Source organism: Bacteroides caecigallinarum (assembly GCF_021530995.1).
GTDB lineage: Bacteria > Bacteroidota > Bacteroidia > Bacteroidales > Bacteroidaceae > Phocaeicola > Phocaeicola faecigallinarum.
In genome coordinates, this window is sequence record NZ_JADYTF010000042.1 from 1 (window position 1) to 26241 (window position 26241).

The window sequence follows — 26241 nt, forward strand, 5'->3', positions numbered from 1 at the left end:
GTGTAAGTGTTGTGTTTTAAAAGAAATCATTACTTTTGCATTGTAAAACTTGAGATTGATTATATCAAGTAAGAAGATTGATTAAATCTAATAGTTTTCAAACTTTATTATAAAACCATTAAAAATTTAAACAAAATGATTAAAGTAGGTATTAACGGTTTCGGTCGTATCGGCCGTTTCGTATTTCGTGCAGCCCAGAAAAGAAACGATATCCAGATCGTAGGTATTAACGACTTGTGCCCAGTAGATTACTTGGCTTACATGTTGAAATATGACACAATGCACGGACAGTTCGACGGTACAATCGTTGCTGACGTTGAAAACAGCAAGTTGATTGTTAATGGTAATGAAATCCGCGTAACAGCTTGCAAAGATCCTAAAGAATTGGCATGGAACGAAGTAGGTGCTGAATACGTAGTAGAATCTACAGGTTTGTTCTTGACTAAAGAAAAAGCTCAGGCTCACATCGAAGCTGGTGCTAAATATGTAGTTATGTCAGCTCCTTCTAAAGACGATACTCCAATGTTCGTTTGCGGTGTAAACGAAAAAACATACGTTAAAGGTACTCAGTTCGTTTCTAACGCTTCTTGTACTACTAACTGCTTGGCTCCTATCGCTAAGGTTTTGAACGACAAATGGGGAATCACTGACGGTTTGATGACTACAGTTCACTCTACAACTGCTACTCAGAAAACAGTTGACGGTCCTTCTATGAAAGACTGGAGAGGTGGTCGTGCTGCTTCTGGTAACATCATCCCTTCTTCAACTGGTGCTGCTAAGGCTGTAGGTAAAGTTATTCCTGAATTGAACGGTAAATTGACTGGTATGTCAATGCGTGTTCCTACTTTGGACGTATCTGTAGTTGACTTGACAGTTAACTTGGCTAAACCAGCTACTTATGCTGAAATCTGCGCTGCTATGAAGGAAGCTTCTGAAGGCGAATTGGCAGGTGTTCTTGGTTACACTGAAGATGCAGTTGTTTCTTCTGACTTCTTGGGTGACACTCGTACATCTATCTTCGATGCTAAAGCTGGTATCGCTTTGACTGATACTTTCGTTAAAGTTGTTTCTTGGTATGACAACGAAATCGGTTACTCTAACAAAGTATTGGATTTGATCGCTCACATGGCTTCTGTAAACTGCTAATTAGTAATACGAAACCAAATATGAAGAGCTACCCTGATTTCAGGGTGGCTCTTTTTTTATGCTCTTTTTGTATCTTTAATGTAAAATAAACTATCTTTGTAGACAGAATATTCAAGAATAAATATCATTACTCTATGAAATATGATTTTATAACCATATTGGGACCTACTGCTTCGGGAAAAACGAGCCTGGCGGCTTCCCTGGCAAAGGAAACCGGCGCAGAGATTATCAGCGGTGACAGCAGGCAGATATATCGCGGAATGGATATCGGTACAGGGAAAGACCTTAAGGATTATGTGGTGGATGGATATAATGTGCCTTATCATCTGATAGATATTGCTGACCCGGGTTATAAATATAATGTGTTTGAGTTTCAAAGAGATTTTTTAAGTGCTTTTGAGGATATAAAGTCGAGAAATAGAGATGTCATATTATGTGGAGGTACAGGAATGTATATTGAGTCTGTATTAAAAGGATATAAGCTTATACCTGTACCTGAAAACAAGGAATTGAGAGAAAGCCTTGCTGATAAGTCGCTGGATGAACTTACAGAAATCCTTTCGACATATAAGAAATTACATAATTCTACTGATGTTGATACAGCCAAACGTGCCATCAGGGCTATTGAAATAGAAGAATATTATTTAAAAAATAATGTTGAGGCACGCAGTTTCCCTGCTTTTAACAGTTTAATAATTGGAGTGGATATTGACCGTGAACTGAGAAGGAAAAAAATATCCGACCGTCTGCGCCAAAGACTTGATGAGGGAATGGTGGATGAGGTGAAAAGATTATTGGACTCAGGAATTCATCCCGAGGATCTTATTTATTATGGTTTGGAGTATAAGTATCTAACGCTTTATGTGACAGGAAATTTGACGTACGAAGATATGTGTCAGCAATTGGAGATTGCAATACATCAGTTTGCAAAACGTCAGATGACATGGTTCCGAGGTATGGAAAGGAGAGGATTTACGATTAATTGGATAAATGCGGAATGGAACATGAAGCAGAAAATTGAAGCAATCCTGAATCTGATGAACGCGTGACGGAATGTGCAGTACGTATTAGTATTATATATAAAACTTTAAATATATGGCAGTAGAACCTAACAGATGGGGAATAATTTATAATCCCAAGGCCGGAAGCAGAAAAGCTCAGAAAAGATGGGCTAAAATCCGTGAATATATGGATAGTCAGAACGTTATGTATGACTATGTACAATCTGAAGGTTTTGGCTCTGTGGAACGTTTGGCCAGGACTATGGCTAATAATGGATACAAGACCATTGTAGTGGTTGGAGGTGATGGAGCTATTAATGATGCTGTTAACGGAATAATGCAGTCGGAAGTGGAGGATAAACATTCAATAGCTTTTGGTATCATTCCTAATGGTATTGGAAATGATTTTGCAAAATATTGGGGTCTTGATTCTGATGATTATAAGGGAGCGGTTGATGTACTGATAAACAGACGTCTTAGAAAAGTTGATGTTGGTGTTTTGGAGTATTTTAACGGAGAAACTCACAATAACAGATTTTTCCTGAATGCTTTATATATGGGTTTGGGTGCCAGAATAGTGATGATAACTAATGAAACAAAGCGTTTTTGGGGAATTCCATTTATATCGTATTTGTCTTCTTTGATTTTGGTGGCCTTTGAACGTAAATTGCATAGAATGCACATAAAGCTGAATAATGAACATATCAAGGGGCGTATTATGGCTGTATGTATTGGTAGCTGCAGAGGGTATGGGTTAACTCCCAGTGCAGTTCCATATAATGGATGGTTGGATGTATCAGTAATATACAGACCTCAGCTTCGGGAACTTATATCCGGTTTGTGGATGCTTCAGCAGGGACGATTGCTGAATCATAAGATTGTCAAGCCATATAGAACTAAATCAATAAAAGTTTTGCGTGCTAGAAACGCGGAAATAAGTATAGACGGACGTATCTGGACTGACAAGTATTATCCTTTTGAAGTTTCTATAATGCCAGAGGCACTCACTTTGATAATACCACGTTAAATAAATTTTCTCTTGAACATTTGGTGTTATTTCATTGTTAATGAATAATAATGAATATTTATATTTTATGTTTAAAGCATTTTCATTCGGTCATAATTGTTTTTTAGCAATAGTATTGCTGTTTCTTTTTTGTGGAGTAAATATAAGTGTGATTGCACAGGATTTGTCTTTAGTTCCTGCAGAAGAAAAAACATTGCTTCAACGTGTGACTGACGGTAGGAGAGACATTGATTGGGCAAATATGAACATACAGTTTTGTACTGCTGCAGATGCGGCTTTTACCAATGGCTCTTTAGAAAACATGGCTTTTAAGGTGCACCGTGTCAGATTGGAAGTTCTTGGAGCTTTCAGAGAAAAGTTTTCATATCATTTCAGACAGTCGTTCAATAAATATACAAATCCTAACATTCCGCTGGATAATCTTGCCGGCTCGGTGGAGTTGGCTATGGTTGGGTGGCAGTTGAATGACCGTTGGCATCTCACTGCGGGCAAACAGCCTGTGCAGTTCAGCGGATATGAATGCTGGGTGAATGCGATAAAAGTGAGGCATTATTCTGATTTCAATAATACCATACCTGCCTATCAGGTAGGGTTGAATATGGCATATAGTATCAACCAAAATCAGATGTTGAACTTTCAGGTGACAAATAATAGAAACTCTACTATTGAGGATCAGTTTATGTATGGTTTACCAAAAGGTATTGAAGATTCGAAAATACCTGTGCTAGGGACAGTAAACTGGGATGGCTTTTTTGTTGATCGTGCTATGCAGTTAAGATATTCACTTTCATACGGACAATTGGCAAAAGGAAAGAATATATTTTATTTTACGTGTGGAAATGTATGGGATAAGAAACCTTTTCTTGGATATATAGATTTTATGTATTCGCGTGAAGGTTTGGACTCAAAAGGACTTGTGACATCTGTCTATGATACAAAGGACAATGCTGTGGTTACAGCCAGAAATGTAGAGTATTTTACTACAATAGCCAATTTGGATTACAGAGTTTCGCCTCATCTCAATTTGTATGTGAAAGGAGCATACGAATTGGGCAACGTATATAAGTCGTCTGAAGATTTTCAGGCAGGTAACTATAGAAGGACATGGAATGTACAGTTCTGTGCTGAATACTATCCAATGTCAGACAGTGAACTGATAGTGTATCTCCATTTGCTCCATAAAAATACTCATCTGACAGATAAGGCCAGAAAATATGGAGCAAACAGCTATAATCAGCAGCGCGTTTCATTGGGATTGGTCTATACTTTGCCTGTTTTCTGATTAAAAAGTTTAGTCTCTCTGTATAATTGATAAAAAAAATATATCTTTGCACATATTTTTACATGGAACGTTTATAAAAGTAGAAAAATATGCTCACTATTAAACAAATTACAGAGGATACCGATAAGGTTATTCGTGGACTTGAGAAAAAGCATTTTGCTAATGCTAAAGAAGCCATAGCAAAAGTGTTGGAATGCAATGACAGAAGACGTAATGCTCAGAATCAACTAGATAGAAATCTTGCTGAGGTAAATTCACTTTCCAAGAGTATTGGAATGCTGATGAAGGAAGGCAAGAAAGAAGAAGCAGAAGCTGCAAAAAATAAGGTTGCCGAATTCAAAGAAGCCAGCAAGACATTGCAGGCTGAAATGGACAAAGCTTCTGAAGAAATGCAGGAAATATTGTACACTATCCCTAATGTTCCTTATGATGAAGTGCCTGAAGGTTCTTGCGCTGAAGATAACGTCGTGGTAAAACAAGGCGGTATGGAAACAGAACTTCCAAAGAACGCGTTGCCACACTGGGAACTTGCAAAGAAATATGATCTGATTGATTTTGACCTTGGTGTGAAGATTACAGGCGCAGGCTTCCCTGTATACAAAGGTAAAGGAGCAAGACTACAGAGAGCACTTATCAATTTCTTCCTCGATGAGGCACGCGCTTCTGGATATGAAGAAATTATGCCTCCTACAGTTGTGAATGCAGCATCAGGTTATGGAACAGGTCAGTTGCCTGACAAGGAAGGTCAGATGTATCATTGTAATATTGATGATTTGTATCTGATTCCTACAGCTGAGGTTCCTGTGACAAATATTTACAGGGATGTAATCCTTGACGAAAAGCAGTTGCCTATCAAGAATTGTGCTTACACTCAGTGTTTCCGTCGCGAGGCTGGTTCATATGGAAAGGATGTTCGTGGATTGAACCGTCTGCATGAATTCTCTAAAGTTGAGTTGGTAAGAATAGATAAACCTGAACATTCAAAACAGTCTCATCAGGAGATGTTGGATCATGTAGAAGGATTGTTGCAGAAGTTGGAACTTCCATATAGAATTCTTCGTCTCTGTGGTGGTGATATGAGTTTTACTGCTGCAATATGTTATGACTTCGAGGTTTATTCAGAGGCTCAGCAGAGATGGTTGGAAGTAAGTTCTGTTTCTAATTTCGATACTTATCAGGCAAACCGTCTGAAATGCAGATTCAGAAACTCAGACAAGAAAACAGAACTTTGTCATACATTGAATGGTTCAGCTTTGGCTTTGCCAAGAATAGTAGCTGCTTTATTGGAAAATAATCAGACTCCTGAAGGTATAAAGATACCTAAAGCTTTGGTTCCATATTGCGGCTTTGATATCATCGATTAATAGTATATCAACACGGAATATATAATGAAGTGACCCCTAAAAGTTTGATAAAATTTTTAGGGGTCACTTCATATATTACAAACTCCTTTATATTAGAATTTCTATTATTAATATTAAGTCTAAGATTTGAAATATTTTAACTACAAATACAATGTTTGAGTACTTAGCAAAAGATCTAGTTTATTACCGGTTGCTGTATTGCATTCATTTAGCAGATTGATAAAATCCATGTATTTCAAAGGATATTTTCCAGCGTATTTCTGATAGAATTTGGATATGACTTTCATAAGTTCCTCATATCCTATTTCTTTCGCAATATAGTCCAGTACCAAAGGACCTTTTCTGTAAACAATCGTATTGTTGTTATTTTCTACCATATTTACAATTGGCTCGTCTTGGGGAGTCCCTTTGATTGTATTATACTCGGTTCTGCATTTTTCAATCTGCGTCATGTATGATTCAGGACCATAGAACTGACGGATAAACATTAGTGTCATAAACTCATTCAAAGACTCCTTGATGAAATAAGCACCGGGCTCTCCGTCGTCAATAAGGAGAGTCCATTCACCCAGCCATCTGTGTCCTATTTCATGTACCAGCGGGTAAATGTCAGGATATGTAGAGAATTTTTCCTGTGAAGCGGAAATGAATCCGATGTTATATCTGTTGCTGAATCCTTTTCCATTGTGGAACAGATATGTAGGTAATGTCATTACGTTTCTTTCTTTTGAGATATAATCTTCACCATAAATTCTGTTGAAAAAATCAATGCTTGCTTTTGTCAGTTGAAGCAGTTCTTTGTAACGCTTATCACTGCATTCCATATCTTTTATCTGATAAATGAATATTTCATTAGGAATATACTCCCTGGTCTGCTGATAAGCATCGTTCTGGATGAAAGCCAGTGTGAGTGATTGAGACAATATGTTTTGCAATCTGCCGCTATATCCTTTAGAATGAGCAGATTTCAGGGGATAGGAGCATATTAGGGACAGAGAATCCGGTGTTGCCACATTCATGGTAACGTTCATATATGTGTTCGGAACATACGGATAATAGTATTCTCCGAAGCTGCTCTCCCAAAGTTCTGCATTTCCTTCTCCATATATGAAAAATGCTGACAAGTTAGTATAATCGTAATCCATATTAACCTGTACTGTCTGTGTCTCCCTTTTGTGGAAAACAATATTCTTTGATTTGAGGTTATATTCATATTCAAACTCTTTATCGTCAATCCTCAGATTGTCTATTGAAAATTCCTGACCACCGCCAAAATTCATGCTGACACTGTCTGCGTCCTGGAAATTCAATGAGAAAGAGCATGTGATATGTAGATTACAAGCTTCCTGGTTTATTTTGTTGATGTGAAGTCTGTAATTTGTTATCTCATCTGCCATTGATATATGGCTAGTTGTTAAAACCAGTATTGTTATGAAATAATTAATCTCATTCCAAGTATTGTATTTTTCATATTGTGTCAGGCAGCCCATTCCTTTTTGGGGATAATGTTGTTATTATGAATGCTAAAAGCAAAGTTAGAAAAAGAAATATATAAAACAATTATTTCAAATGGAATTAAAGGTTAATTGTGGCCCTGGGATTTGTAGAATGGTGAATTTTATGAAACTAATAGACAGAATTTCTACTTATAATATGTACATTTGAGGGCTTTTTACAAAAATCCTTTATATGAACCCCATTTTATAATTATCATCCAATAATGTATAATAGAAGAATTATAATATGCACCTTGATCTGTATTGTTTTTTCAACATCTGCTTTCAGTCAGACAACTGGAAAAGTGGTAGATACAAACAAGCAGCCGGTAGAAGGTGCTACCATCGTCATGCAGCTACCGGATTCAACCTATCTGGGTGCAGCTATATCTGCAGCAGACGGTACATTCGTGCTTGAACCCGAACCAGAGAATTATCAGCTCATAGTCCAGCATCTGCTTTATCAGACCAGACAGGTTAAGGGACAGGCGCGTGATGCCGGTATTATTACTTTGGAAGCAAAAGACTACAATCTGGAAGAAGTGGTTATCGAGGGAGAACGCCCGTTTGTTACCGTGGAACAGGGAAAGCTGAATTACGATATTTCGGCAATCTCAGAAAAGCATATCGTCAATAATGCCTACGAAGCTATCTGTAAGTTGCCTGGTGTGCAGGACAGGAACGGCAAACTCTCACTGGTGGGCGCAAAGGACGTAACGGTTATCCTGAATGGAAAAGCAAGTACGCTGACACAGGAACAGCTGATTGAGATGCTGAAGAATACTTCCGCTTCGCAAGTGCAGACAGCCGAGGTGATGTATAATACACCTCCCGAATATCATGTGCGCGGGGCTGCCATCAATATTGTGACTGCTAAGGCTGACGACAATACTATCCAGGGTGAACTGTCGGCAACCTACAGCAACCAGTATTTCAGCAGTTACAGCGGCAATGTAAACTTCCTGATGACGAAGGGCAAGTCATCATTGAATGTATCTTACAATCCGGGCTATTCGCACATAATGACTGTGATGGAGCTGGCATCCCAGCATACCTATGAAGGAAAAATATATGACATCACGCAGACACAGAAAATCAATACAAAGGGCTGGATGCATAATATCTATGCTGAATATGGCTATCAGATAAACGAGGATAATGAATTGAGCGTGGGTTACAACGGTGCCCTTTCCGATAATGGTAAAGGTACGATTGATGTGAACGGAAACTTCCAGAACAGTCACAATGACAAGTTGCAGGACAGCCGTCTGCACAAAATTTTTGCCCGCTATTCTTCCGGATTCGGACTTGATTTTGGTATGGATTATACGGACTACACCATGAATGACAAGAATCGTCTTGAAAGTGAATTGACTGACAATACACGCCAGTTACTTGACTATACTTCAGACCAGAAAATCCGTAAGTTCTCTGTATATGCCGACCAGAGTCACGGTCTTGCCAATGACTGGACTTTGAAATACGGTGTCCGATATGATTATACGGACAACAAGAACTCTCAGTTCTTCAATCAGACTGAAGGAAAGGATGATGTGGGTAATTCTTCTTCACGTCTTTATGAGCAGATTACCAACTTTTATGGAGGCTTCGACAAGGAGTTTGAAAACGGACTGTCACTTTCTCTCTCGGCAACCGGTGAGTATTACTCCATCGGTGACTATCATAAATGGGCGGTCTATCCGCAGGCTAGTCTGACCTATTCGCCTTCGGAGAAACATACGTTCATGCTGGGGGTATCATCAGAAAAGGACTATCCAACTTATTGGGATATGCAGACCAGTACTACTTACATGAATGCCTACGAAGAGATTCAGACCATCGAGGGACTTCGTCCTGCCAATGTGTACAGTGTAAATGCCAATTATCTTTTCTTGCAGCAGTATATGCTGTCGCTGTTCTATGAGCGTACCAACGATTATTTCACAATGGATATGTATCAGGCAAAAGACCGTCTGGCACTTGTGTACCGCACGCAGAACTGGAACTATTACCAGTCCTTCGGTATGAGCGCCAACATTCCGTTCAATATCGGCGAGTGGCTGTCTTCTCAGGTAAATGCTACTGTTGTCAATGACCGTAACCGTTGCGACAACTTCTGGTATATTCCTTTTGACCGCAAGAAATGGGCCTGTATGCTTGCCATGCAGAATCATTTCTCGGTAGGTTCCAATGTGGGCTTTGACCTGGATGCGATGTACCGTTCAAGCATGATTTCCGGTATCAGCGATACGAAACCGGTCTTTACTGTCAATGTAGGGGCACAGTGGAACTTCCTGAAGGATAAGGCAACGCTGAGCCTGACATGTTCTGACCTATTCGATACTATGCGTATGAAGGTGAGAAACCGCTATGCAGGGCAGCATATTGATTTGAATATGGGACAATACAGCCGTACTGTTTCTGTAAAATTTGTTTACCGCTTTGGCGGCAGTATCAGTAAGGAAAAGAAGGAAGTGGATTCATCACGCTTTGGAAGATAATGCGCTTATCCTTATGAATTCTAAAGTTTGACCAATGAAAAAAACGTTTTTAGGTATAATGGGCAGTATGATTATACTGCCTGTTTACAGTCAGCACAATATAAAAGGAACAATCTTAGATTCGGAAAATTCGATGATGCCGATGGTAAATGTCGCTTTTCTGAATCAGGCAGATAGCACACTTGTCACCGGTGCGGTATCTGACTCATGCGGAGTGTATAATACATCTGTCAATAAGGGTGAATATATCATCCGTTATTCTTATCTGGGCTATGAGACATTGTATGAGAATATACAGGTCAATACGGATATCACACTGCCGGTAGTTAAAATGGAACTGTCACAGAACGAGCTTGAAGGTGTGGAGGTAACAGCATATAGGAAACCCTTCAAGCTGGATAAGGAAGGAATTACAGCTGATATACCGAATACGATTCTTGCCAAACAAACCACACTGGATGATTTGCTTTGCAAGATACCCGGCATACAGAAACGTGGTGAAGACATTGAGGTGATAGGCAGAGGTCTTCCTACCTATTACATCAACGGCCGTGAAGTTACAGACCGTACAGAACTGGACAATCTGGCTATTGACCAGATTCAGTCTGTCAGGCTGGTGACGAATACGGGTGTGCGTTATCACTCGGAGCAGCGTGCGGTAATTGAGATCAAGACCAGACGTCTGGGCGAAGGACTTGCCTTTAATGTCAGTGGTAATCTGCTGCAGGGAAATCATCTCAGCCAGAATTACCGGATGAACGGGAGTTACAACTACAAGAACTGGGACTTCTTTCTCTCTTACAATTATGACCGAGGAAAGAAGGATTCTGATCTTGACGTTTACCAGCAGACTCAAAGTGACACAATCTGGAATCTGACTAACCTGAACCAAAAACAAATCTTCAACGAAAGCCATGCCTATACGGGAGGGGTGTCTTATCATTTTTCTCCGGAATCGGAGATCGGCTTGAAATATGAAGGCAAATACAGCGAAGGCAATACGTTCTCAAACGATACGCTTTCCATGATACCGGACAAAGGAACTTCGACCTTTATCAGGAATCTCAGCTATGTGGCTGACAAGTCCGTCAGCAACCATCTGAATCTGTATTATACAAACGACTGGAAGAATGGTTGGAAGATGAACGCATTCGGTGATTATCTTCATAAGACTGACCGGAACCGTGGCAATATCCGTGAATGGGAAAGCGACGGTGCTGAAACATCTATGGACTATTACCGTAAGGCGGACTGGGATTTGTTTGCGGCCAAATTAAATTTGTCGTATGAAACTGGGAACGCCGGAACTTTCAGTTTGGGTTACGAAATGTCACGACTGAATATGGATAGTCAGTAATAACAGGCTATCAAGTTTATGGTTTAATGAGGTAATACACATTCATTTTTTTAGTTTCAAACGTCATAAAAAAACGTGGGCAAGTTTAAGATAAAATGTGGGCAAGTTTAAAGTCGAATTTGCCCACATTTTTTTTATAGGCTTTGTGAGGCTTTTTTTAAAAGGATATAATTACATGTTAGAGTATAAAAAAATCTCTAATTTCTTTTGAAAGTAAAATTAAATCCATATATTTGTGATATCAAAATAATATCACTTAATCTTATAATTATGGACACAAGAGAATTAGTTTACAAAGGTTTTAAGATGAATGGCTTTTTAGCCTTGTTTTTACATTTGGTAGTGCTTACAGGAGCTGCAGTTGCTTGCTTCCTTCCAGGGCTTATAGCTTTGTATATAGTAGGTGCATTGTGTATTTTGGTATGGTTGATATTTTGGAGCGGATATATGCAGTTGGAACCTAATGAGGCCAGGGTGATGGTCTTCTTCGGAAAGTATAAAGGAACATTCAAGGAAACTGGATTCTTTTGGGTGAACCCTTTTATGGATAAGAAGAAACTTTCTTTGCGTGCAAGAAACCTGGATGTTGAGCCTATAAAGGTGAACGACAAAATTGGTAATCCTGTACTGATAGGTCTTGTACTTGTTTGGAAGGTGAAGGATACTTACAAGGCAATGTTTGAAATTGACTCTCAGACAATAGCTAATACTTCAACTTCTAATGGTAAGGAAGTAACTGTTGGAAGTACTGTGGGCAGCCGCATGAATGCTTTTGAGAATTTTGTACGCATACAGAGTGATGCAGCTTTGCGTCAGGTGGCAGGACAGTATGCATACGATAATAATGAGTCGGAAGCTGATGAACTGACTCTGCGTTCCGGTGGTGAGGAGATAAATGAACAGTTGGAGCAGAAACTGAATGAACGTCTGGCTATGGCGGGAATTGAAATTCTGGAGGCAAGGATAAACTACCTGGCATACGCTCCTGAAATCGCGGCTGTGATGTTGCGTCGCCAGCAGGCATCTGCAATCATCAGTGCGAGGGAAAAAATCGTTGAAGGTGCGGTTTCGATGGTTAAAATGGCTCTTGACAAACTTTCAGATGAAGAGATTGTGGAACTTGACGAGGAACGTAAAGCTGCAATGGTAAGCAATCTGCTGGTTGTTCTTTGTGCTGATGAGGCTGCACAACCTGTGGTTAATACTGGTACATTGCATCATTGATAGATTTGTTTTTCTTTGAATTATATTTACAGTGCTATGTTTAGGATGAAGTCTTTTGATAGGAGAAAGGGATATTATTGTTCTACAAGAGTATCCTCTTTCATACCGATGCTGTTGAGTATAGTAATGACTTTGGTTATTTCGGTTAATGGCTTTGTAAAATTTTTTATACAATCTGTAGAACCGGTTGAAGACGAGATATTGGTTTATGGATTATTACTCTCGCTTTTAGTCCTTTCTATATTGTATTATGCTTATAGATATTTCAAGCCGGTAAAAGAATTCAAATATATTGTCTTGAATAACTTTACAGACCGATTGTACATTAAGAATAGAGTGGTGTGTGCTTTATATCTCTTCGCTTTCTATACTTTAATGATAGTATTGATTCTTTGTGTTTCTTACTATTTTAAATGTGGAGTAACAGGACTTATGGATATGATATTGCGTCTGGTGGCAATTTCAATTCTATTTGGCGCATTTCTATCACTTAATGTATTCAATAATTACTATTCATATTATTCAGGTAAACTGGAATAAACAATATTATGGCCAAAAAAGAAAGTTCGATAAAGAGTTTTGTGCTTCGTGTGGATTCGGAAACTATGGAAGCCATTGAGCAATGGGCTGCGGATGAATTCCGCAGTACCAACGGTCAGCTTCAGTGGATAATCAACGAGGCATTGAGAAAAAGTGGCCGACTGAAGAAAACACGAAAAGAAAGGGTGACAGACGATGAAAAAGATTAGAATACATTTCTTTAATATAAATCTTGGGCCATATTCGGTTCATGATCAGGATATAAATATCAAGTATCATCCTTCTTTGATTGACAGGGTGTTTGAGGCGGTTTCAGCGCTGATGGTAATAGCTGGATGTATATATTTTGTGGCGAATAGTGGATTTGAAAATAAGGATACGCTGGCAGGTTTCCTGATAAATCTTCTTGTTTGTCTGCTGGTATTTACATGTCCTTACACTCCGGTGGAATATATACGTTTCCCGGTGAGAATATCACGACAGAATATTGTGAAGCAATATGTTATGGCGCTTCGGTTAATGAGAATTGTAAATATTCTTATCTGTCTGATGCTTGTCTTCAACGCATTGTCCATCAATTATCCTTGGGCAAATCCTGCTATAGGAATATCTGTAACGGCAATGTTGCTTTCAATAATGGTCTATTATATTTTTGCTATCAGGAACAAATAATTAAAACATAAGTGCTATATTTGAAGAAATTATAAATTCTACGACAATGATAACATTTCCAAATGCCAAAATAAATCTGGGCTTGAATATAGTCGAAAAACGCCCGGACGGATATCATAACCTTGAAACAGTGTTTTTCCCTATCAATCTTCAGGATGCCCTTGAAGTAAAACCATTGGAAGAGGAGGGTGTTGATTATAAAATCAGTATGAAGGGTAATGCTCTTGATTGCAATCCGGATGACAATCTTGTGGTCAAGGCTTATAAACTCCTGAAACAGGATTTCAATCTTGCTCCTGTCGATATTCATCTTTTCAAGCATATACCGAGTGGGGCAGGCCTTGGAGGCGGTTCTTCCGATTGTGCCTTTATGATTAAGATGCTCAATCAGAAATTCGCTTTGGGACTGAGTCTGGAGAAAATGGAAGAATATGCGGCAAAACTTGGTGCTGACTGTGCTTTCTTTGTGCGCAATGAGCCTGTATTTGCAACCGGAATAGGTAATATATTCGAGCCTGTCAAACTTTCGTTGGCTGATTACTATATAGTATTGGTGAAGCCGGATATTTTCGTGTCAACGCGTGACGCTTTTTCGAAAATCAAGCCTCACAGACCTGAATTGTCCCTTAAAGAAATAATCAAGATGCCCGTGGAGAAGTGGAAAGACGTGATGGTAAACGATTTTGAGGATAGTGTCTTTGCGCTGTATCCTGAGATTGCTGCCATTAAGGACAAGATGTACGACCTCGGTGCTGTGTATGCTTCAATGTCCGGTTCCGGCTCTTCTGTCTATGGACTTTTCCGTCAGCCTATAGAAAATGTGGACGAGAAATTTGCCGGATGTTTCTGTCGTCAGAGAGAAATGTTTTAAGCCATAATAAATATGTAATAACTGAATCCATATAATGAAAAAATCTCTTTTATTTATATTACTTATTTCGGTTGCTTCTGTATCATACGCACAAAAGATAAACGGTACGTGGAAAGGTATGCTGACTGCCGCAAACCAGAAACTGGAAATCGTTTTTCATTTTCAGTATGAAGAAGACGGCAAGCCGTCGTGTAAGATGGATGTTCCGGCACAAAGTGCTGTAGGTATCCCTGTAAATCTTCAGATTTTGACAGAGGATTCCGTCTCGTTAAGCGTGGCTGCTATAAACATGACTTATAATGGAAAACTTGTCGATGGCGTGATTAAAGGAAAATTCAATCAGTTCGGCATGTCTTTTCCGCTTGAACTTAGACCGGGAGAAGTTAATAAACCGAACAGACCTCAGGAACCTACAGTAACGTATATCTATGGCACTGAGGAGGTTACTTTCAGTAATGTGAACGCTAATGCAAAACTGTCAGGAACATTGACGTATCCGGTAGGCTATAATCCGAATAAAAAAGTGCCGGTGGTGTTAATGGTTACCGGCAGTGGCTCACAGAACCGCGATGAAGAGGTTTTTGGACATAAGCCGTTTCTCGTGATAGCCGATTATCTGGCAAAATGCGGTATCGCTTCTTTGCGGTACGATGACAGGGGAACAGGAAAGTCGGTCGGTGGCGATGTAAAGAATGCAACTTCCGAGGATTTTGCCGAGGATGCGGATTGCGGTTTGCAATGGCTTAGGAAAAGTGGAAAATTCGGAAAAGTTGGTGTCCTTGGTCATAGCGAAGGTGGAATGATAGCTTTTATGCTTGCAGCAGATAAGAAACCGGATTTCATAGTAAGTATGGCAGGTCCTGGAATCAAGGGCGATACTCTGCTGGCCGAACAGCAGAATGCTTTGTTGAAGTTGAAGGGTATTCAGGCTAATGTCAGTGTAAATACAGTGAGAAAGGAAATGTCCATGCAGCCCCAAAATCCGTGGCTGGAGTTTTTCATGGATTACAATCCTGAAAATGATTTGAAAAAAATAACCATACCTGTAATGGCAATAAACGGCAGCTACGATGCCCAGGTTATTTCAAAAAGTAATTTGAACAATATCAGGAGACTTTTGGGCGATAAGAATCCAAAGAACCTTATAAAAGAATATCCTGGACTCAATCACCTGTTTCAGCATTGTAGGCCTGAGACTGCGGTAGATTACTACAATATTGAAGAGACCTGCTCCGAAGAAGTTCTGAAGGATATTGCCAATTGGATTAATAATTTATAATTCACCATTTGTTTGAATTTGGAGGATAGATAGAAGTGATTCATTTTTTCAAACAGAATATAGAGGGAGTTTCTCTACCGGAGAAATTTACATTCCCTTTTCATTATACACCTCATCCGCTGACACGAATTGCAGCGGGTGAGGTTCGGTCTTATTTATCTACTCGCCAAGAATGGCAGGATGAAATCGGTAAAGGCAAGATGTTTGGCGTACTGATAGTAAGGACTGCGGACGGAAGTATCGGTTATCTGGCTGCCTTCTCGGGAAATCTCGCCGGCAGCAATATGCACGATTTCTTCGTTCCACCAGTATATGACCTGCTGAATCCTGACGGCTATTTCAGAAAAGAGGAAGCGGAAATATCAGCCTTGAACAGGCGTATCTGCGATATATCGAAGAGTGATTCTTATATTTTGGCAAAGAAAGAGCTGGAAGATACAAAGCTCCAGTCATCTTCTTTCTTGGCATCTGCCAAAGAGGAACTGAAGAGAAGCAAAAAGGAGAGAGACGAAAAACGTGCTGATGGCAATCTTTCGCCTGAAGAACTGGATGCCATGATTCGTGAGAGTCAGTTCCAAAAGGCTGAATATAAGAGACTGGAAAACTCATGGAAGGAAAGACTGAATGAAGTAGGGCAGCGGGTGAAAGGTTTTGAAACAGAGATATTGCTGTTGAAGCAAGAGAGAAAGACTCGTTCGGCTGCATTGCAATTGTGGCTGTTCAGGCAATTTAATATGCTTAACGCAAAGGGTGAGCGCAAAGATTTGTGCGAGATATTCAAAGATACCCCTCAGGGATTGCCGCCGGCAGGAGCAGGGGAGTGCGCTTTGCCTAAACTCCTGCAGTATGCCTATCTGCATGGTTTGCAGCCTTTGGCTATGGGAGAATTCTGGTGTGGAATGTCGCCCAAAGATGAGATTCGTCACGACGGCTATTTCTATCCTTCTTGCAAAGGTAAATGTGAACCTATTCTGAAACACATGCTCGTAGGGCTTGATGTGGAGCCTAATCCGTTGGCAGAGGACTTGTTTAAGGATACTCCGCTTGAGATTTTGTATGAGGATGAATGGATAGTGGCGGTAGAGAAGCCGTCGGGTATGCTTTCGGTGCCTGGAAAGAATGATTTGGACTCTGTACAGCAGAGGTTAAGACTGATGTATCCTGACGCTACCGGTCCTTTGGTGGTTCATCGTCTTGATATGGCTACGTCAGGGATACTTCTCGCTGCCAAGGACAAGGATGTGCATGCCCGGTTGCAGTCTCAGTTCGAGACAAGGAGTATCTCAAAGGAATATGTAGCCATTTTGGATGGTGTCCCGTCGCAGGAATGTGGAATCATAGATTTGCCTATATGTCTGAATCCTCTTGACAGACCGCGACAGATGGTTGATTTTGAGAATGGCAAGCCGGCAATAACTGAATATAAGGTTGAATTAGTAAAGGATGGGCGGGCAAAAGTCGTTTTCAAGCCTTATACCGGGCGTACTCATCAGTTGCGTGTACATTCGGCTCATGTCTCAGGACTGCGCTGTCCTATATCGGGAGACGAGCTTTATGGAAACCCTGATTCGGCTCTGCGACTGTGCCTTCATGCGGCAAGACTCGTATTCAGACATCCGGTATCGGATAAGGAGATAGAGATAGTGTCTCCGAGTCCGTTTTAAATAATTAATCGTTTAAACACTGTTTAAACGGTATTTAAATGGTGTTTAAATACTAATTGAAAATAATAATTTTTAGATTATTATGGAATTTATTGATTTGGTAAAGAAACGTCAGAGTGACAGAAAGTATAAGAACACTCCAGTAGATAGGGAAATGATTATCAGATGCCTTGAAGCTGCAAGATTGGCTCCGTCGGCATGCAACAGTCAGCCATGGAAGTTTGTGGTTGTTGATAAGCCTGAACTTCTCTCAGAAATGGCATCGGCAGCTGCCGGTATGGGAATGAACAAGTTTGCTGTGCAGTGTCCGGTGATAGTGGCTGTAGTATTGGAAAAAATGAACTTTACGGCACGTATAGGCAGCGTAATAAAGGATAAGGAGTATTCTCTTCTTGATGTTGGTATTGCTGTGGAGAATTTCTGTCTTCAGGCTGCCGAGCTTGGACTGGGAACATGTATTCTCGGGTGGTTTGACGAAAAGAAGGTGAAGAAGTTGCTTGGTATAGGTAGCAAGAGAGTTCCTCTTCTGATTACATTGGGTTATCCCGACAGTGAAACGAGAAATAAAATAAGAAAAGACATTAACACAATGAGCAGTTGGAATAAGTATGAATAAGCAGAAGAAAATAATATTGGCTCTGGTGGCTGTAGCGGTTGTGCTTGTGGCAGTCCTGACAGTAAACAACTACCGTTCGATAGAGAGTGAAGAACAATCGCTTGATGAAGTGGAAGTGACGGACTTTGCCGAGGTAGAAGAGATTACTTACAAATATGGTATTCCCGTAGATAAATACAATGTGAAATACGGTATAGTAAAACCTAATCAGAACCTGTCGTTCATATTGTCTGATCACGGACTGAATGCGCAGAACATTCATGATCTTAATCTTAAAACAGAAGGAGTGTTCGATGTAAGGAAGATACGAAGCGGAAGAGCGTATGCCATGTTTACTTCGAAGGACAGTCTTGCCACTCCAAAGTTCTTTGTTTACGAGGAAGACCCGAAATCGTATATCGTTTTCGACCTCAGAGGAGATTATAAGGTTACGCGCGGAATGAATACTGTGGAATGGAGAACAAAAGAAGCGAAAGGAAAGATAGAATCTTCATTATGGGTGGCCATGCAGGACTGTAACACTTCGCCGCAGCTTGCAATAGTTCTCTCACATATATTCGGTTGGACAATTGACTTTTTCGGTCTTCAGAAAGAAGATGAATTCCGTGTGATATACGAGCAGGAATATGTTGACGGAAATGCGCTTCAGAACTTCCATGTACTTGCGGCTTCGTTCCGTGCATCGGACAGTACTTATTATGCCATTCCGTTCACTCAGGATGGCGAGGAACTGTATTACAATGAGAAAGGAAACAGTCTTGAGGGAGCTTTCCTGAAGGCTCCGCTTGATTTCTACCGTATCTCGTCGCGCTTTACCAATAGCCGTTATCATCCGGTGCTGAAACGCTATCGTGCGCACCATGGAGTGGATTATGCAGCTCCTACGGGAACTCCGGTTTATGCTATCGGTAGCGGAAAGGTTATTGCCAAAGCCTATCAGGCTAATGGTGGAGGAAACTATGTCAAGATTAAGCATAACAGTGTATATACCACTACATATATGCACCTGTCGCGTTTTGCAAAAGGCTTGAAAGTCGGTTCCACAGTGAAGCAGAAAGAAGTGATAGGCTATGTAGGTTCCACCGGACTTTCTACCGGACCGCACCTTGACTTCCGTGTCTTCGAGAACGGTAAACCTATAAATCCGCTCACAATCAAGTCGCAGCCTAAGAAACCTGTAAGCCAGCAGAACATGGCCGCTTATACTGTTCTTCGTGACTCATTGATGAACAGACTTCAAGGAATGTAAGATATTTTTATCGTGTGGTGAATATAAAAGAGCCATATCAATCCTCTTATTGAAAAGAGATTATGATATGGCTCTTATTTGTTTATATTATAATCTGACTTTTAGAACATATAATCCCAAGCAGGAAGTGCAACAGGTTTCTGTTTTGCAGCCTTCAGAGATTTTTCGTCAAGATATTTCTTGTTTATCACGATGCGGAACAGATATTCGTCAAACCACTTATCTGTGAAAGTCATGAAACCGTTATGACCGGCAGACGAACCCCAGCTGTTTTCAAACTGCCATTTCAGTGGCTTGTCGTTTTCGTCTGTGTCAACAGCTCTCAAAGACATGGCGTGGGCAGATCCGCTTTCTCTTGTAAGGATTCTTGCTTTTTTGTCCATATCAAGCTTTATTCCGAAGAGAGAAGAATAATCGAACATTTCCGGATGACAAACACCGACGGCAGAATTATACATAGCTACGTCTACCGATGCATACATAGCTTCGTTACCCTTGATAGAAGCAATAGCGGCTTTTTTGATGACATCGTTAGGCAAGTTCAGATAAACCCAGTTCACACCTTCGTATGTATTACGATAGTTTGCTATTTCGTAAACCTTATAGTATTCGCGTGTAGGGTCGTTCATTATCATGACGTATGATTCCGGGTTATAGTTTTCCGGTTTGATCATGTTGTAGAATTCCTTAGGAGTAGTTTTCAGAGTCTTGATTTCTCCATTGGCTGTTTCGTATCTCCATTCGAACTGGCTTGGAGGATTACCGAGGCAGAGTGAAAGGATTCTGTAAACATCTTTCAATATAGCTTTCTTTGCTTCTGCTATCTCTTTTTTGCTCTTCTTGCCGTTTACCAGATTGCGGAGTTCGTATCCTCCGGTACGCAGACGCTCGTTGAGCACAGAACGCATCTGAGTAGTATTGTTTGAGTGTGCAGTTTCCGGCATAACAGTTTGAGGAACTACACCGTATTTTTCTGCGATATTATAGAAGAGGTTCCATACGCCGCCATCGCCTACAGGTGTTCTGAAATAGAACTCAACGTCGCGTTCCAGCATATCGTGGTCTGCTGTAGCTATAGCGTTTTCAAGGAAAAGATTGCTCTTTTCGAACATGTCCCAGAAGTAGTTATAGTTGTGTGAGAAATCGAACTCCTTGATGTTGAACTGCTTCATTACCGATGGGCGGAGTACGTTCATCGAAGTGAACATCCAGCATCTTCCTGACTGCTGCTGGTCCGTGATACCTTTAACGTCCACTTTATATTTGAAGTAATGGTCAGTTTCACCCTGAATGTCTCTGTTGAGCGAGAGCTTTCTTAGGTTAGATTCGTTTGTGATGATGTTCTGAAGTGCCTTTGTTGATGCGTCCATCACGAATGATGACTGAATATCCTTCAGGTCTGATTCTGTGATTTGTTGTGCGCCGGCGCTGATAGCCATTGCTCCTAGTGCAGCTGTAAATAATGTTTTTTTCATGTGTCTATGGTTATTGTTTTTATTTCTGCTGCAAAGATGGCATTTTTAGTTGGATGATGCAAATATCTATATCTTAATGCCATTTAAAAAAAGAAGCTGCATGGAGTCCTTTATTCGTTTTAGGACTGCCATGCAGCTTTTATTTCTTTCTTTTTGCTTATTTATTTGATTTCAAACTCTTCCTTCATGTCTATTTCTTCACCTTTTGAATCATAGAATTTGTATTCCAGCATTGCAAGGTTCTGATTAGGAATGACTTTGATACCAAATCCGTATTTCATTTGCCATTTACGCTTTAGTGAAACCATACCTTGGTTTACGTAAGCAGCAACGTACGGATGTATATGCAACGTGAATTTTTTCACTTTTAATTTGTTGACCAAATAGTCCAGTTTGCTTTCCAGAGAATCTGTGAAAAGTATCGAAGGCTTGATTTTACCTTTGCCGAAACATACAGGACATTCTTCGTCTGTGGTTACATCCATGGCAGGACGAACTCTTTGGCGTGTAATCTGCATAAGGCCGAATTTGCTCAACGGCAGGATGTTATGCTTTGCCCTGTCCTTCTGCATGTTCTGACACATGCGTTCGTATAGTTTCTGACGGTTCTCGGCAAGGTTCATATCAATGAAATCGACAACTATTATACCACCCATATCCCTGAGTCTGAGCTGGCGTGCCAGTTCGTCGGCAGCACCTAAATTTACGTCGAGGGCATTGGCTTCCTGTCCGTTGGCTGACTTTGAGCGGTTTCCGCTGTTCACATCTACCACGTGAAGCGCTTCGGTATGTTCAATAATGAGGTAAGCCCCGCTTTTGTATGAGACTGTCTTACCGAATGATGATTTTATTTGCTTTGTGATGGCAAAGTTGTCGAAAATGGGAAGCTGACCGGTGTAGCGCTTTACAATGTTCCCGCGTTCGGGAGCTATCAGGGCTACATAGTCTTTTACTTCGTTGTAAACGGTTTCATCGTTTACATAAATATTTTCGTATGACGGATTGAACAGGTCGCGCAGCATAGCGACAGTGCGGCTTGTTTCCTCATATACCAGTGTGGGCAGTTTTGTAGCGGACTGCACCTTAGTTATTGTTTCTTCCCAATGTTTGAGCAACACTTTCAGCTCTGCATCCAGTTCTGCCACTCTTTTTCCTTCGGCTACTGTTCTTACTATGATACCGAAGTTCTTTGGCTTGATGCTCTGAAGCAGTTGCTTCAATCGTGTCCTTTCTTCGCTAGATTTTATTTTCTGCGAAACAGAAACTTTGTCGTTGAACGGAATGAGTACCAGATATCTTCCTGCGAATGAAAGTTCGCATGTAAGGCGGGGACCTTTTGTAGAGATAGGTTCTTTTACTATCTGAACAATTACTTCCTGACCTTGCTGGAGGATATTTGATATTGAACCGTCTTTGTCAATATCCGGCAGAGAGTTTGCCTTTGATATAGGAAAAAGTTTCTTACGGTCACTGATGACTTGCTTTAGATACTTTTGATAAGAATGAAACTGTGGTCCCAAATCAAGATAGTGAAGGAATGCGTCTTTTTCGAAGCCGACATCCACGAAGCATGCATTAAGTCCGGGCATAAGTTTTTTTACTTTGCCCACATACATATTCCCGACAGAGAAGGAAAGGTTTCTTTCTTCTTTCTGAAACTCTACCAGATTCTTGTCTTCCAGCAGGGCTATAGAAATCTCTTTGGGCTGTACGTCAACAACTAATTCGCTTGTCACTTTTTCTTGGTTTAATGGAAATTGTTTAAATTCTTAATTAAGACAAAGAACAAACCCGAAAGACTGAAACAGTTCTTTGCAAGTTTGTTCTTTATTGAAGTCGGGACAGACTAACAATTATTTTTTGCTTTTATGTCTGTTCTTTCTTAGTCTTTTTTTACGCTTGTGAGTAGACATTTTATGTCTTTTTCTTTTCTTTCCGCTTGGCATAGCTTTAAAATTTTTATAGGGTTAATACTAAAATTAATTATTCCTTCACTGAAAGTGTAAAAGTCTTTGCTGGTTTGAATACCGGAATATTGTGTTCCGGGATGATTATTGTAGTGTTCTTTGATATATTACGAGCTGTTTTCTGTGCTCTCTTCTTAACTACGAAACTGCCGAAACCTCTCAGGTAGACATTTTCTTCGTTAGATAACGATTCTTTTACTGAACCCATGAACGCTTCCAAAGTAACCAGTACAGTGTTTTTGTCGATACCTGTCTTTTTTGCAATTTCGTTTACAATATCTGCTTTAGTCATTTCGCTAATAAATAATTATTGTGTTATACTTTATCTAAATTTTTGGTCTGCAAATATATAGCTTTTCTCGTTCTTTAAGAAATTTATTTGCGACATTTTTACAATAAAATTGCGAAAAACGTTGTTTTTGGGGTCTGTACAGACATGTATGTGGCATTATTGTTTCTCTAATATACGTTTTCACATTATATTTATACTACTTAGAAATGGTAGACAAATTTTATTGTCTGAAAAATCATTATCTCTATAAAAATTGATTAACATACAATGGGGTAGCAATAAAATATTGCAAAATGATTGATTTCTCATTTTTTTTCTATATTTTTGATGCGAATTATTAAAACTTTCGAATATGTCTTTAAACAAAGTTCAATTAATAGGTAATGTAGGGAAGGATCCCGAAGTGAGATATCTGGATAGTGGAGTGGCTGTGGCTACTTTTCCGTTGGCTACAACTGACCGTGCTTACACACTGGCAAATGGAACACAAGTTCCGGAACGTACAGAATGGCATAATATTGTTCTATGGAAGAATTGGGCAGAAGTAGCAGAAAAATATGTACACAAGGGAGACAAACTATATATTGAAGGAAAAATCCGTTCGCGTTCGTATGACGACCAGAATGGAGTGAAGAGATACATAGTCGAAATTTTCGGTGATAATATGGAAATGCTTACACCTCGTTCGGCGCAACAGGGTGGGCAGCAATTTGCTTCGCAGCAGCAGCCTGCAGCTACACCTGTTCAACCGATACAGCAAGCTCCCGTACAGGATGAGGCATCTGATGATTTGCCTTTCTAAATAACTTATGTCTAACTAAAATTTATTTCTTTGGACCCGGATTCGTATTTATGCCGCTTGGCGGATTTATTTAACGGAGTGACCGTTACAGCTCCCGATACAGGAGCTTTTATTGCTTTGATTTTAGCATTATTATTACTTTATGCTTCTGGCTTCGTATCGGCATCTGAAATAGCGTTCTTTTCTTTGACGCCATCAGATTTAAGCGATATTGAAGAGGAAAAACACAGTGCTGACAAGCGTATAAAGTCATTATTGGCTAATTCAGAAAGACTTTTGGCCACAATTCTCATCTCAAACAATTTTGTCAATGTGATGATAATAATGCTGTGTAATTTCTTTTTTGCATCTGTAGTCGATTTTGGTGGATCAAGATTGCTTGAGTTTCTTGTCATAACCGTAATTCTTACATTTCTATTACTTCTCTTTGGGGAAATAATGCCGAAAATATATTCGGCACAGAACGCTTTGGCTTTTAGTCGTAAGGCGGCTCCTGTACTGAATGTATTGAGTTTTGTGTTCAGGCCATTGTCTTCATTATTGGTTCGTTCAACTGTTTTCATCAATAAAATAGCTTATAAGAAGCCACAGTCTCTTTCTGTGGATGAACTTTCGCAAGCTCTTGAACTGACGGACAAAAACGAGATTTCCGAAGAGAGCAATATGTTGGAAGGTATAATCCGATTTGGTGAAGAAACAGCAAAAGAGGTAATGACTTCCCGTCTTGATATGGTTGATCTCGATATTGACTCAACATTTTCAGAAGTCCTGAAATGTGTGGTCGATAACGGATATTCCCGTATTCCGGTTTATCAGGATACAAGGGATAACGTAAAGGGTGTACTTTATATCAAAGATCTTCTGCCATATCTTGAGAAAGGTGATGACTTTGACTGGAGAAAGCTTATTCGCCCTGCATTCTTTGTGCCGGAAACAAAAATGATAGATGACTTGCTCAGGGACTTTCAGACAAATAAGGTTCACATGGCAATTGTAGTTGACGAGTTTGGAGGTACGTCAGGTATAGTTACCATGGAAGATATTATAGAGGAAATAGTAGGAGAGATTAACGATGAATATGATGATGAGGAAAGAACATACGTTAAGCTTTCTGAAGGAGTGTTTGTGTTTGAGGCAAAGACTCTTCTTTCGGATTTCTATAAGATAATGAAGGCCGATCCTGAAGAATTTGAGGAGGTCTCCGATGATGCGGAAACACTGGCCGGCTTTATTCTTGCAGTAAAGGGTGAATTCCCGTCGCTGAATGAGGAGATAGTGTTTGGGAAGTATACTTTCAAGGTACTCGAAATGGATGCCAGAAGAATTCTTAAATTGAAGGTTACAGTACAACCTGAATCTGAGACTGGCGAAGAAAAGAACTGATTTTTTTGAAATTTAAGACATGCCTATACTGAGAAAATGGGAATTTGACGGAGCTGCCTGCGGAATATGGAGAGTGACTGAAACCGCAGAGGAGCTCCGTTCTTTGCTTACGGAAAAGTCTTTCACACAGGTTTTTTTCAATTTTAAGTCACCGGCACGCCAATTGGAATATCTGGCTGTAAGGGTACTTCTTCGTGAACTTTTAGGGAAAGAATGTCGTGTTCTTCATCATGAATCCGGCAAGCCTTATCTTGAGAACTCGTTGAGCAGGATATCTATATCTCATACGAAAGGTTTTGTAGCGGTGATTATTCACCCTGAAAAGGAAATTGGAATTGATATTGAATATCATTCCGATAGGGTGAAAAAGGTAGTTGGCAGGTTTGTCTCTTCTGATGAAATGTCTCTTATAGAAAGAAAAGTTTCAGAAATTGCGGATAATGATATCGTAGAAGAATTCAGAATCAATATGTATTTGTTGTTCTGGTCGGCAAAGGAAACAATGTTTAAGATGCTAAATTCCAGTGAGGTGGATTTTCTGGAACATCTTTGTATAAACTCTATCTCGTTTTCTGAACATTCCGGTAATGGCACTGTTGTAGATGCGCACTCTAAAGTTTTTAATGGAACTATGAATGCGTATGAGTGTAGAACTTCTCTGAAAACAGAGATGAATATCGAGTTTTATCTGACGGAGGAGTTTGTTTGTACCTATAGCTGCATCGATTGAGACACTAATAAAAAAAGAGTTGGACAATGAATCACTGTTAATGATATTCATTGTCCAACTCTTTTTCGTAGCCCGTGGGGGAATCGAACCCCCCTTTCAAGAATGAAAATCTTGCGTCCTAACCGATAGACGAACGGGCCATCCTTATGCTCCGGAGATCCGGCAGCTTTTATTTATTTCGTAGCCCGTGGGGGAATCGAACCCCCCTTTCAAGAATGAAAATCTTGCGTCCTAACCGATAGACGAACGGGCCATCCTTATGCTCCGGAGATCCGGCAGCTTTTATTTATTTCGTAGCCCGTG

23 protein-coding genes and 2 tRNA genes are annotated in these 26241 nt (G+C 40.0%); 19 read left to right on the top strand and 6 right to left on the bottom strand.

What is annotated here, in order from left to right:
* Positions 1-135 precede the first annotated feature (135 nt).
* The 5 genes from gap (at position 136) to serS (ending at position 5820) form a co-directional block, all read left to right on the top strand.
* Positions 136-1146: a type I glyceraldehyde-3-phosphate dehydrogenase gene (gap, locus tag I6E24_RS07470; protein WP_235327527.1), complete on the top strand. Its 1011-nt coding sequence runs from the start codon at positions 136-138 to the stop codon at positions 1144-1146.
* A gap of 134 nt (positions 1147-1280) precedes the next feature.
* Positions 1281-2195, top strand: a complete 915-nt coding sequence (miaA, locus tag I6E24_RS07475) for a tRNA (adenosine(37)-N6)-dimethylallyltransferase MiaA (RefSeq protein WP_235327529.1) — start codon at positions 1281-1283, stop codon at positions 2193-2195.
* Between the two features lie 46 nt (positions 2196-2241).
* Positions 2242-3174 carry a diacylglycerol/lipid kinase family protein gene (locus tag I6E24_RS07480; protein WP_235327531.1) on the top strand — a complete coding sequence of 311 codons (933 nt, stop codon included), beginning with the start codon at positions 2242-2244 and terminating at the stop codon, positions 3172-3174.
* A 67-nt stretch (positions 3175-3241) separates the two neighbouring features.
* Complete coding sequence (locus I6E24_RS07485; protein ID WP_235327533.1) at positions 3242-4456, top strand: OprO/OprP family phosphate-selective porin; 1215 nt, start codon at positions 3242-3244, stop codon at positions 4454-4456.
* Between the two features lie 89 nt (positions 4457-4545).
* Complete coding sequence (gene serS / locus I6E24_RS07490; RefSeq protein ID WP_235327535.1) at positions 4546-5820, top strand: serine--tRNA ligase; 1275 nt, start codon at positions 4546-4548, stop codon at positions 5818-5820.
* Between the two features lie 140 nt (positions 5821-5960).
* Here serS and I6E24_RS07495 read toward each other — a convergent pair whose 3' ends face one another.
* On the bottom strand, positions 5961-7217 hold the full coding sequence (locus tag I6E24_RS07495) for a M1 family aminopeptidase (RefSeq protein WP_235327537.1): 1257 nt from the start codon (positions 7215-7217) through the stop codon (positions 5961-5963).
* A gap of 404 nt (positions 7218-7621) precedes the next feature.
* Between I6E24_RS07495 and I6E24_RS07500 the strand changes: the two genes are divergently transcribed.
* From I6E24_RS07500 to I6E24_RS07550, 11 genes are all read left to right on the top strand, one after another.
* Entirely contained in the window at positions 7622-9817 is a 2196-nt protein-coding gene (locus tag I6E24_RS07500; protein ID WP_235327539.1) for an outer membrane beta-barrel protein, read from the top strand.
* A gap of 34 nt (positions 9818-9851) precedes the next feature.
* Positions 9852-11174 (top strand): carboxypeptidase-like regulatory domain-containing protein, encoded by a 1323-nt coding sequence (locus I6E24_RS07505; protein WP_235327541.1) that lies wholly within the window; start codon positions 9852-9854, stop codon positions 11172-11174.
* A 270-nt stretch (positions 11175-11444) separates the two neighbouring features.
* On the top strand, positions 11445-12398 hold the full coding sequence (locus I6E24_RS07510; protein ID WP_154042843.1) for an SPFH domain-containing protein: 954 nt from the start codon (positions 11445-11447) through the stop codon (positions 12396-12398).
* 36 nt (positions 12399-12434) lie between these two features.
* Positions 12435-12938 carry a hypothetical protein gene (locus I6E24_RS07515; protein ID WP_154042842.1) on the top strand — a complete coding sequence of 168 codons (504 nt, stop codon included), beginning with the start codon at positions 12435-12437 and terminating at the stop codon, positions 12936-12938.
* Between the two features lie 8 nt (positions 12939-12946).
* On the top strand, positions 12947-13147 hold the full coding sequence (locus I6E24_RS07520) for an Arc family DNA-binding protein (RefSeq protein WP_154042841.1): 201 nt from the start codon (positions 12947-12949) through the stop codon (positions 13145-13147).
* Positions 13134-13610, top strand: coding sequence for a hypothetical protein (locus tag I6E24_RS07525; RefSeq protein ID WP_235327543.1), 477 nt, complete (start codon positions 13134-13136; stop codon positions 13608-13610). Before I6E24_RS07520 ends, I6E24_RS07525 begins: the two co-directional genes overlap by 14 nt.
* Positions 13611-13656: 46 nt before the next feature.
* Positions 13657-14481, top strand: a complete 825-nt coding sequence (gene ispE / locus I6E24_RS07530; protein ID WP_235327545.1) for a 4-(cytidine 5'-diphospho)-2-C-methyl-D-erythritol kinase — start codon at positions 13657-13659, stop codon at positions 14479-14481.
* 34 nt (positions 14482-14515) lie between these two features.
* Complete coding sequence (locus I6E24_RS07535; RefSeq protein WP_235327547.1) at positions 14516-15760, top strand: alpha/beta hydrolase family protein; 1245 nt, start codon at positions 14516-14518, stop codon at positions 15758-15760.
* A 35-nt stretch (positions 15761-15795) separates the two neighbouring features.
* Positions 15796-17424, top strand: a complete 1629-nt coding sequence (locus I6E24_RS07540) for an RluA family pseudouridine synthase (RefSeq protein WP_235327549.1) — start codon at positions 15796-15798, stop codon at positions 17422-17424.
* Positions 17425-17506: 82 nt separating this feature from the next.
* On the top strand, positions 17507-18040 hold the full coding sequence (locus tag I6E24_RS07545) for a nitroreductase family protein (RefSeq protein WP_235327551.1): 534 nt from the start codon (positions 17507-17509) through the stop codon (positions 18038-18040).
* Positions 18033-19289, top strand: a complete 1257-nt coding sequence (locus I6E24_RS07550; RefSeq protein ID WP_235327553.1) for a peptidoglycan DD-metalloendopeptidase family protein — start codon at positions 18033-18035, stop codon at positions 19287-19289. Before I6E24_RS07545 ends, I6E24_RS07550 begins: the two co-directional genes overlap by 8 nt.
* A gap of 101 nt (positions 19290-19390) precedes the next feature.
* Here the strand turns inward: I6E24_RS07550 and I6E24_RS07555 are convergent, their stop codons facing one another.
* The 3 genes from I6E24_RS07555 to I6E24_RS07565 all read right to left on the bottom strand — a co-directional run bounded on the left by I6E24_RS07555 (position 19391) and on the right by I6E24_RS07565 (position 23023).
* A complete protein-coding gene (locus tag I6E24_RS07555; protein ID WP_235327555.1) occupies positions 19391-20764 on the bottom strand; it encodes a C1 family peptidase in 1374 nt (457 codons plus the stop codon).
* 161 nt (positions 20765-20925) lie between these two features.
* Entirely contained in the window at positions 20926-22500 is a 1575-nt protein-coding gene (locus I6E24_RS07560; RefSeq protein ID WP_235327557.1) for an Rne/Rng family ribonuclease, read from the bottom strand.
* Between the two features lie 247 nt (positions 22501-22747).
* Entirely contained in the window at positions 22748-23023 is a 276-nt protein-coding gene (locus I6E24_RS07565; RefSeq protein ID WP_154042832.1) for an HU family DNA-binding protein, read from the bottom strand.
* Between the two features lie 352 nt (positions 23024-23375).
* Here I6E24_RS07565 and I6E24_RS07570 point away from each other — a divergent pair, with 352 nt between their 5' ends.
* From I6E24_RS07570 to I6E24_RS07580, 3 genes are read left to right on the top strand one after another with little or no spacing between them, the layout of a single operon-like run.
* Positions 23376-23825 carry a single-stranded DNA-binding protein gene (locus I6E24_RS07570; protein WP_235327559.1) on the top strand — a complete coding sequence of 150 codons (450 nt, stop codon included), beginning with the start codon at positions 23376-23378 and terminating at the stop codon, positions 23823-23825.
* A gap of 30 nt (positions 23826-23855) precedes the next feature.
* Positions 23856-25208 carry a gliding motility-associated protein GldE gene (gene gldE, locus I6E24_RS07575; RefSeq protein ID WP_235327561.1) on the top strand — a complete coding sequence of 451 codons (1353 nt, stop codon included), beginning with the start codon at positions 23856-23858 and terminating at the stop codon, positions 25206-25208.
* Positions 25209-25227: 19 nt separating this feature from the next.
* Positions 25228-25938: a 4'-phosphopantetheinyl transferase family protein gene (locus I6E24_RS07580; protein WP_235327563.1), complete on the top strand. Its 711-nt coding sequence runs from the start codon at positions 25228-25230 to the stop codon at positions 25936-25938.
* A 68-nt stretch (positions 25939-26006) separates the two neighbouring features.
* Here I6E24_RS07580 and I6E24_RS07585 read toward each other — a convergent pair.
* Positions 26007-26078, bottom strand: a tRNA-Glu gene (locus I6E24_RS07585).
* 41 nt (positions 26079-26119) lie between these two features.
* Positions 26120-26191: transfer RNA gene (locus I6E24_RS07590), tRNA-Glu, on the bottom strand.
* Positions 26192-26241: the final 50 nt, after the last annotated feature.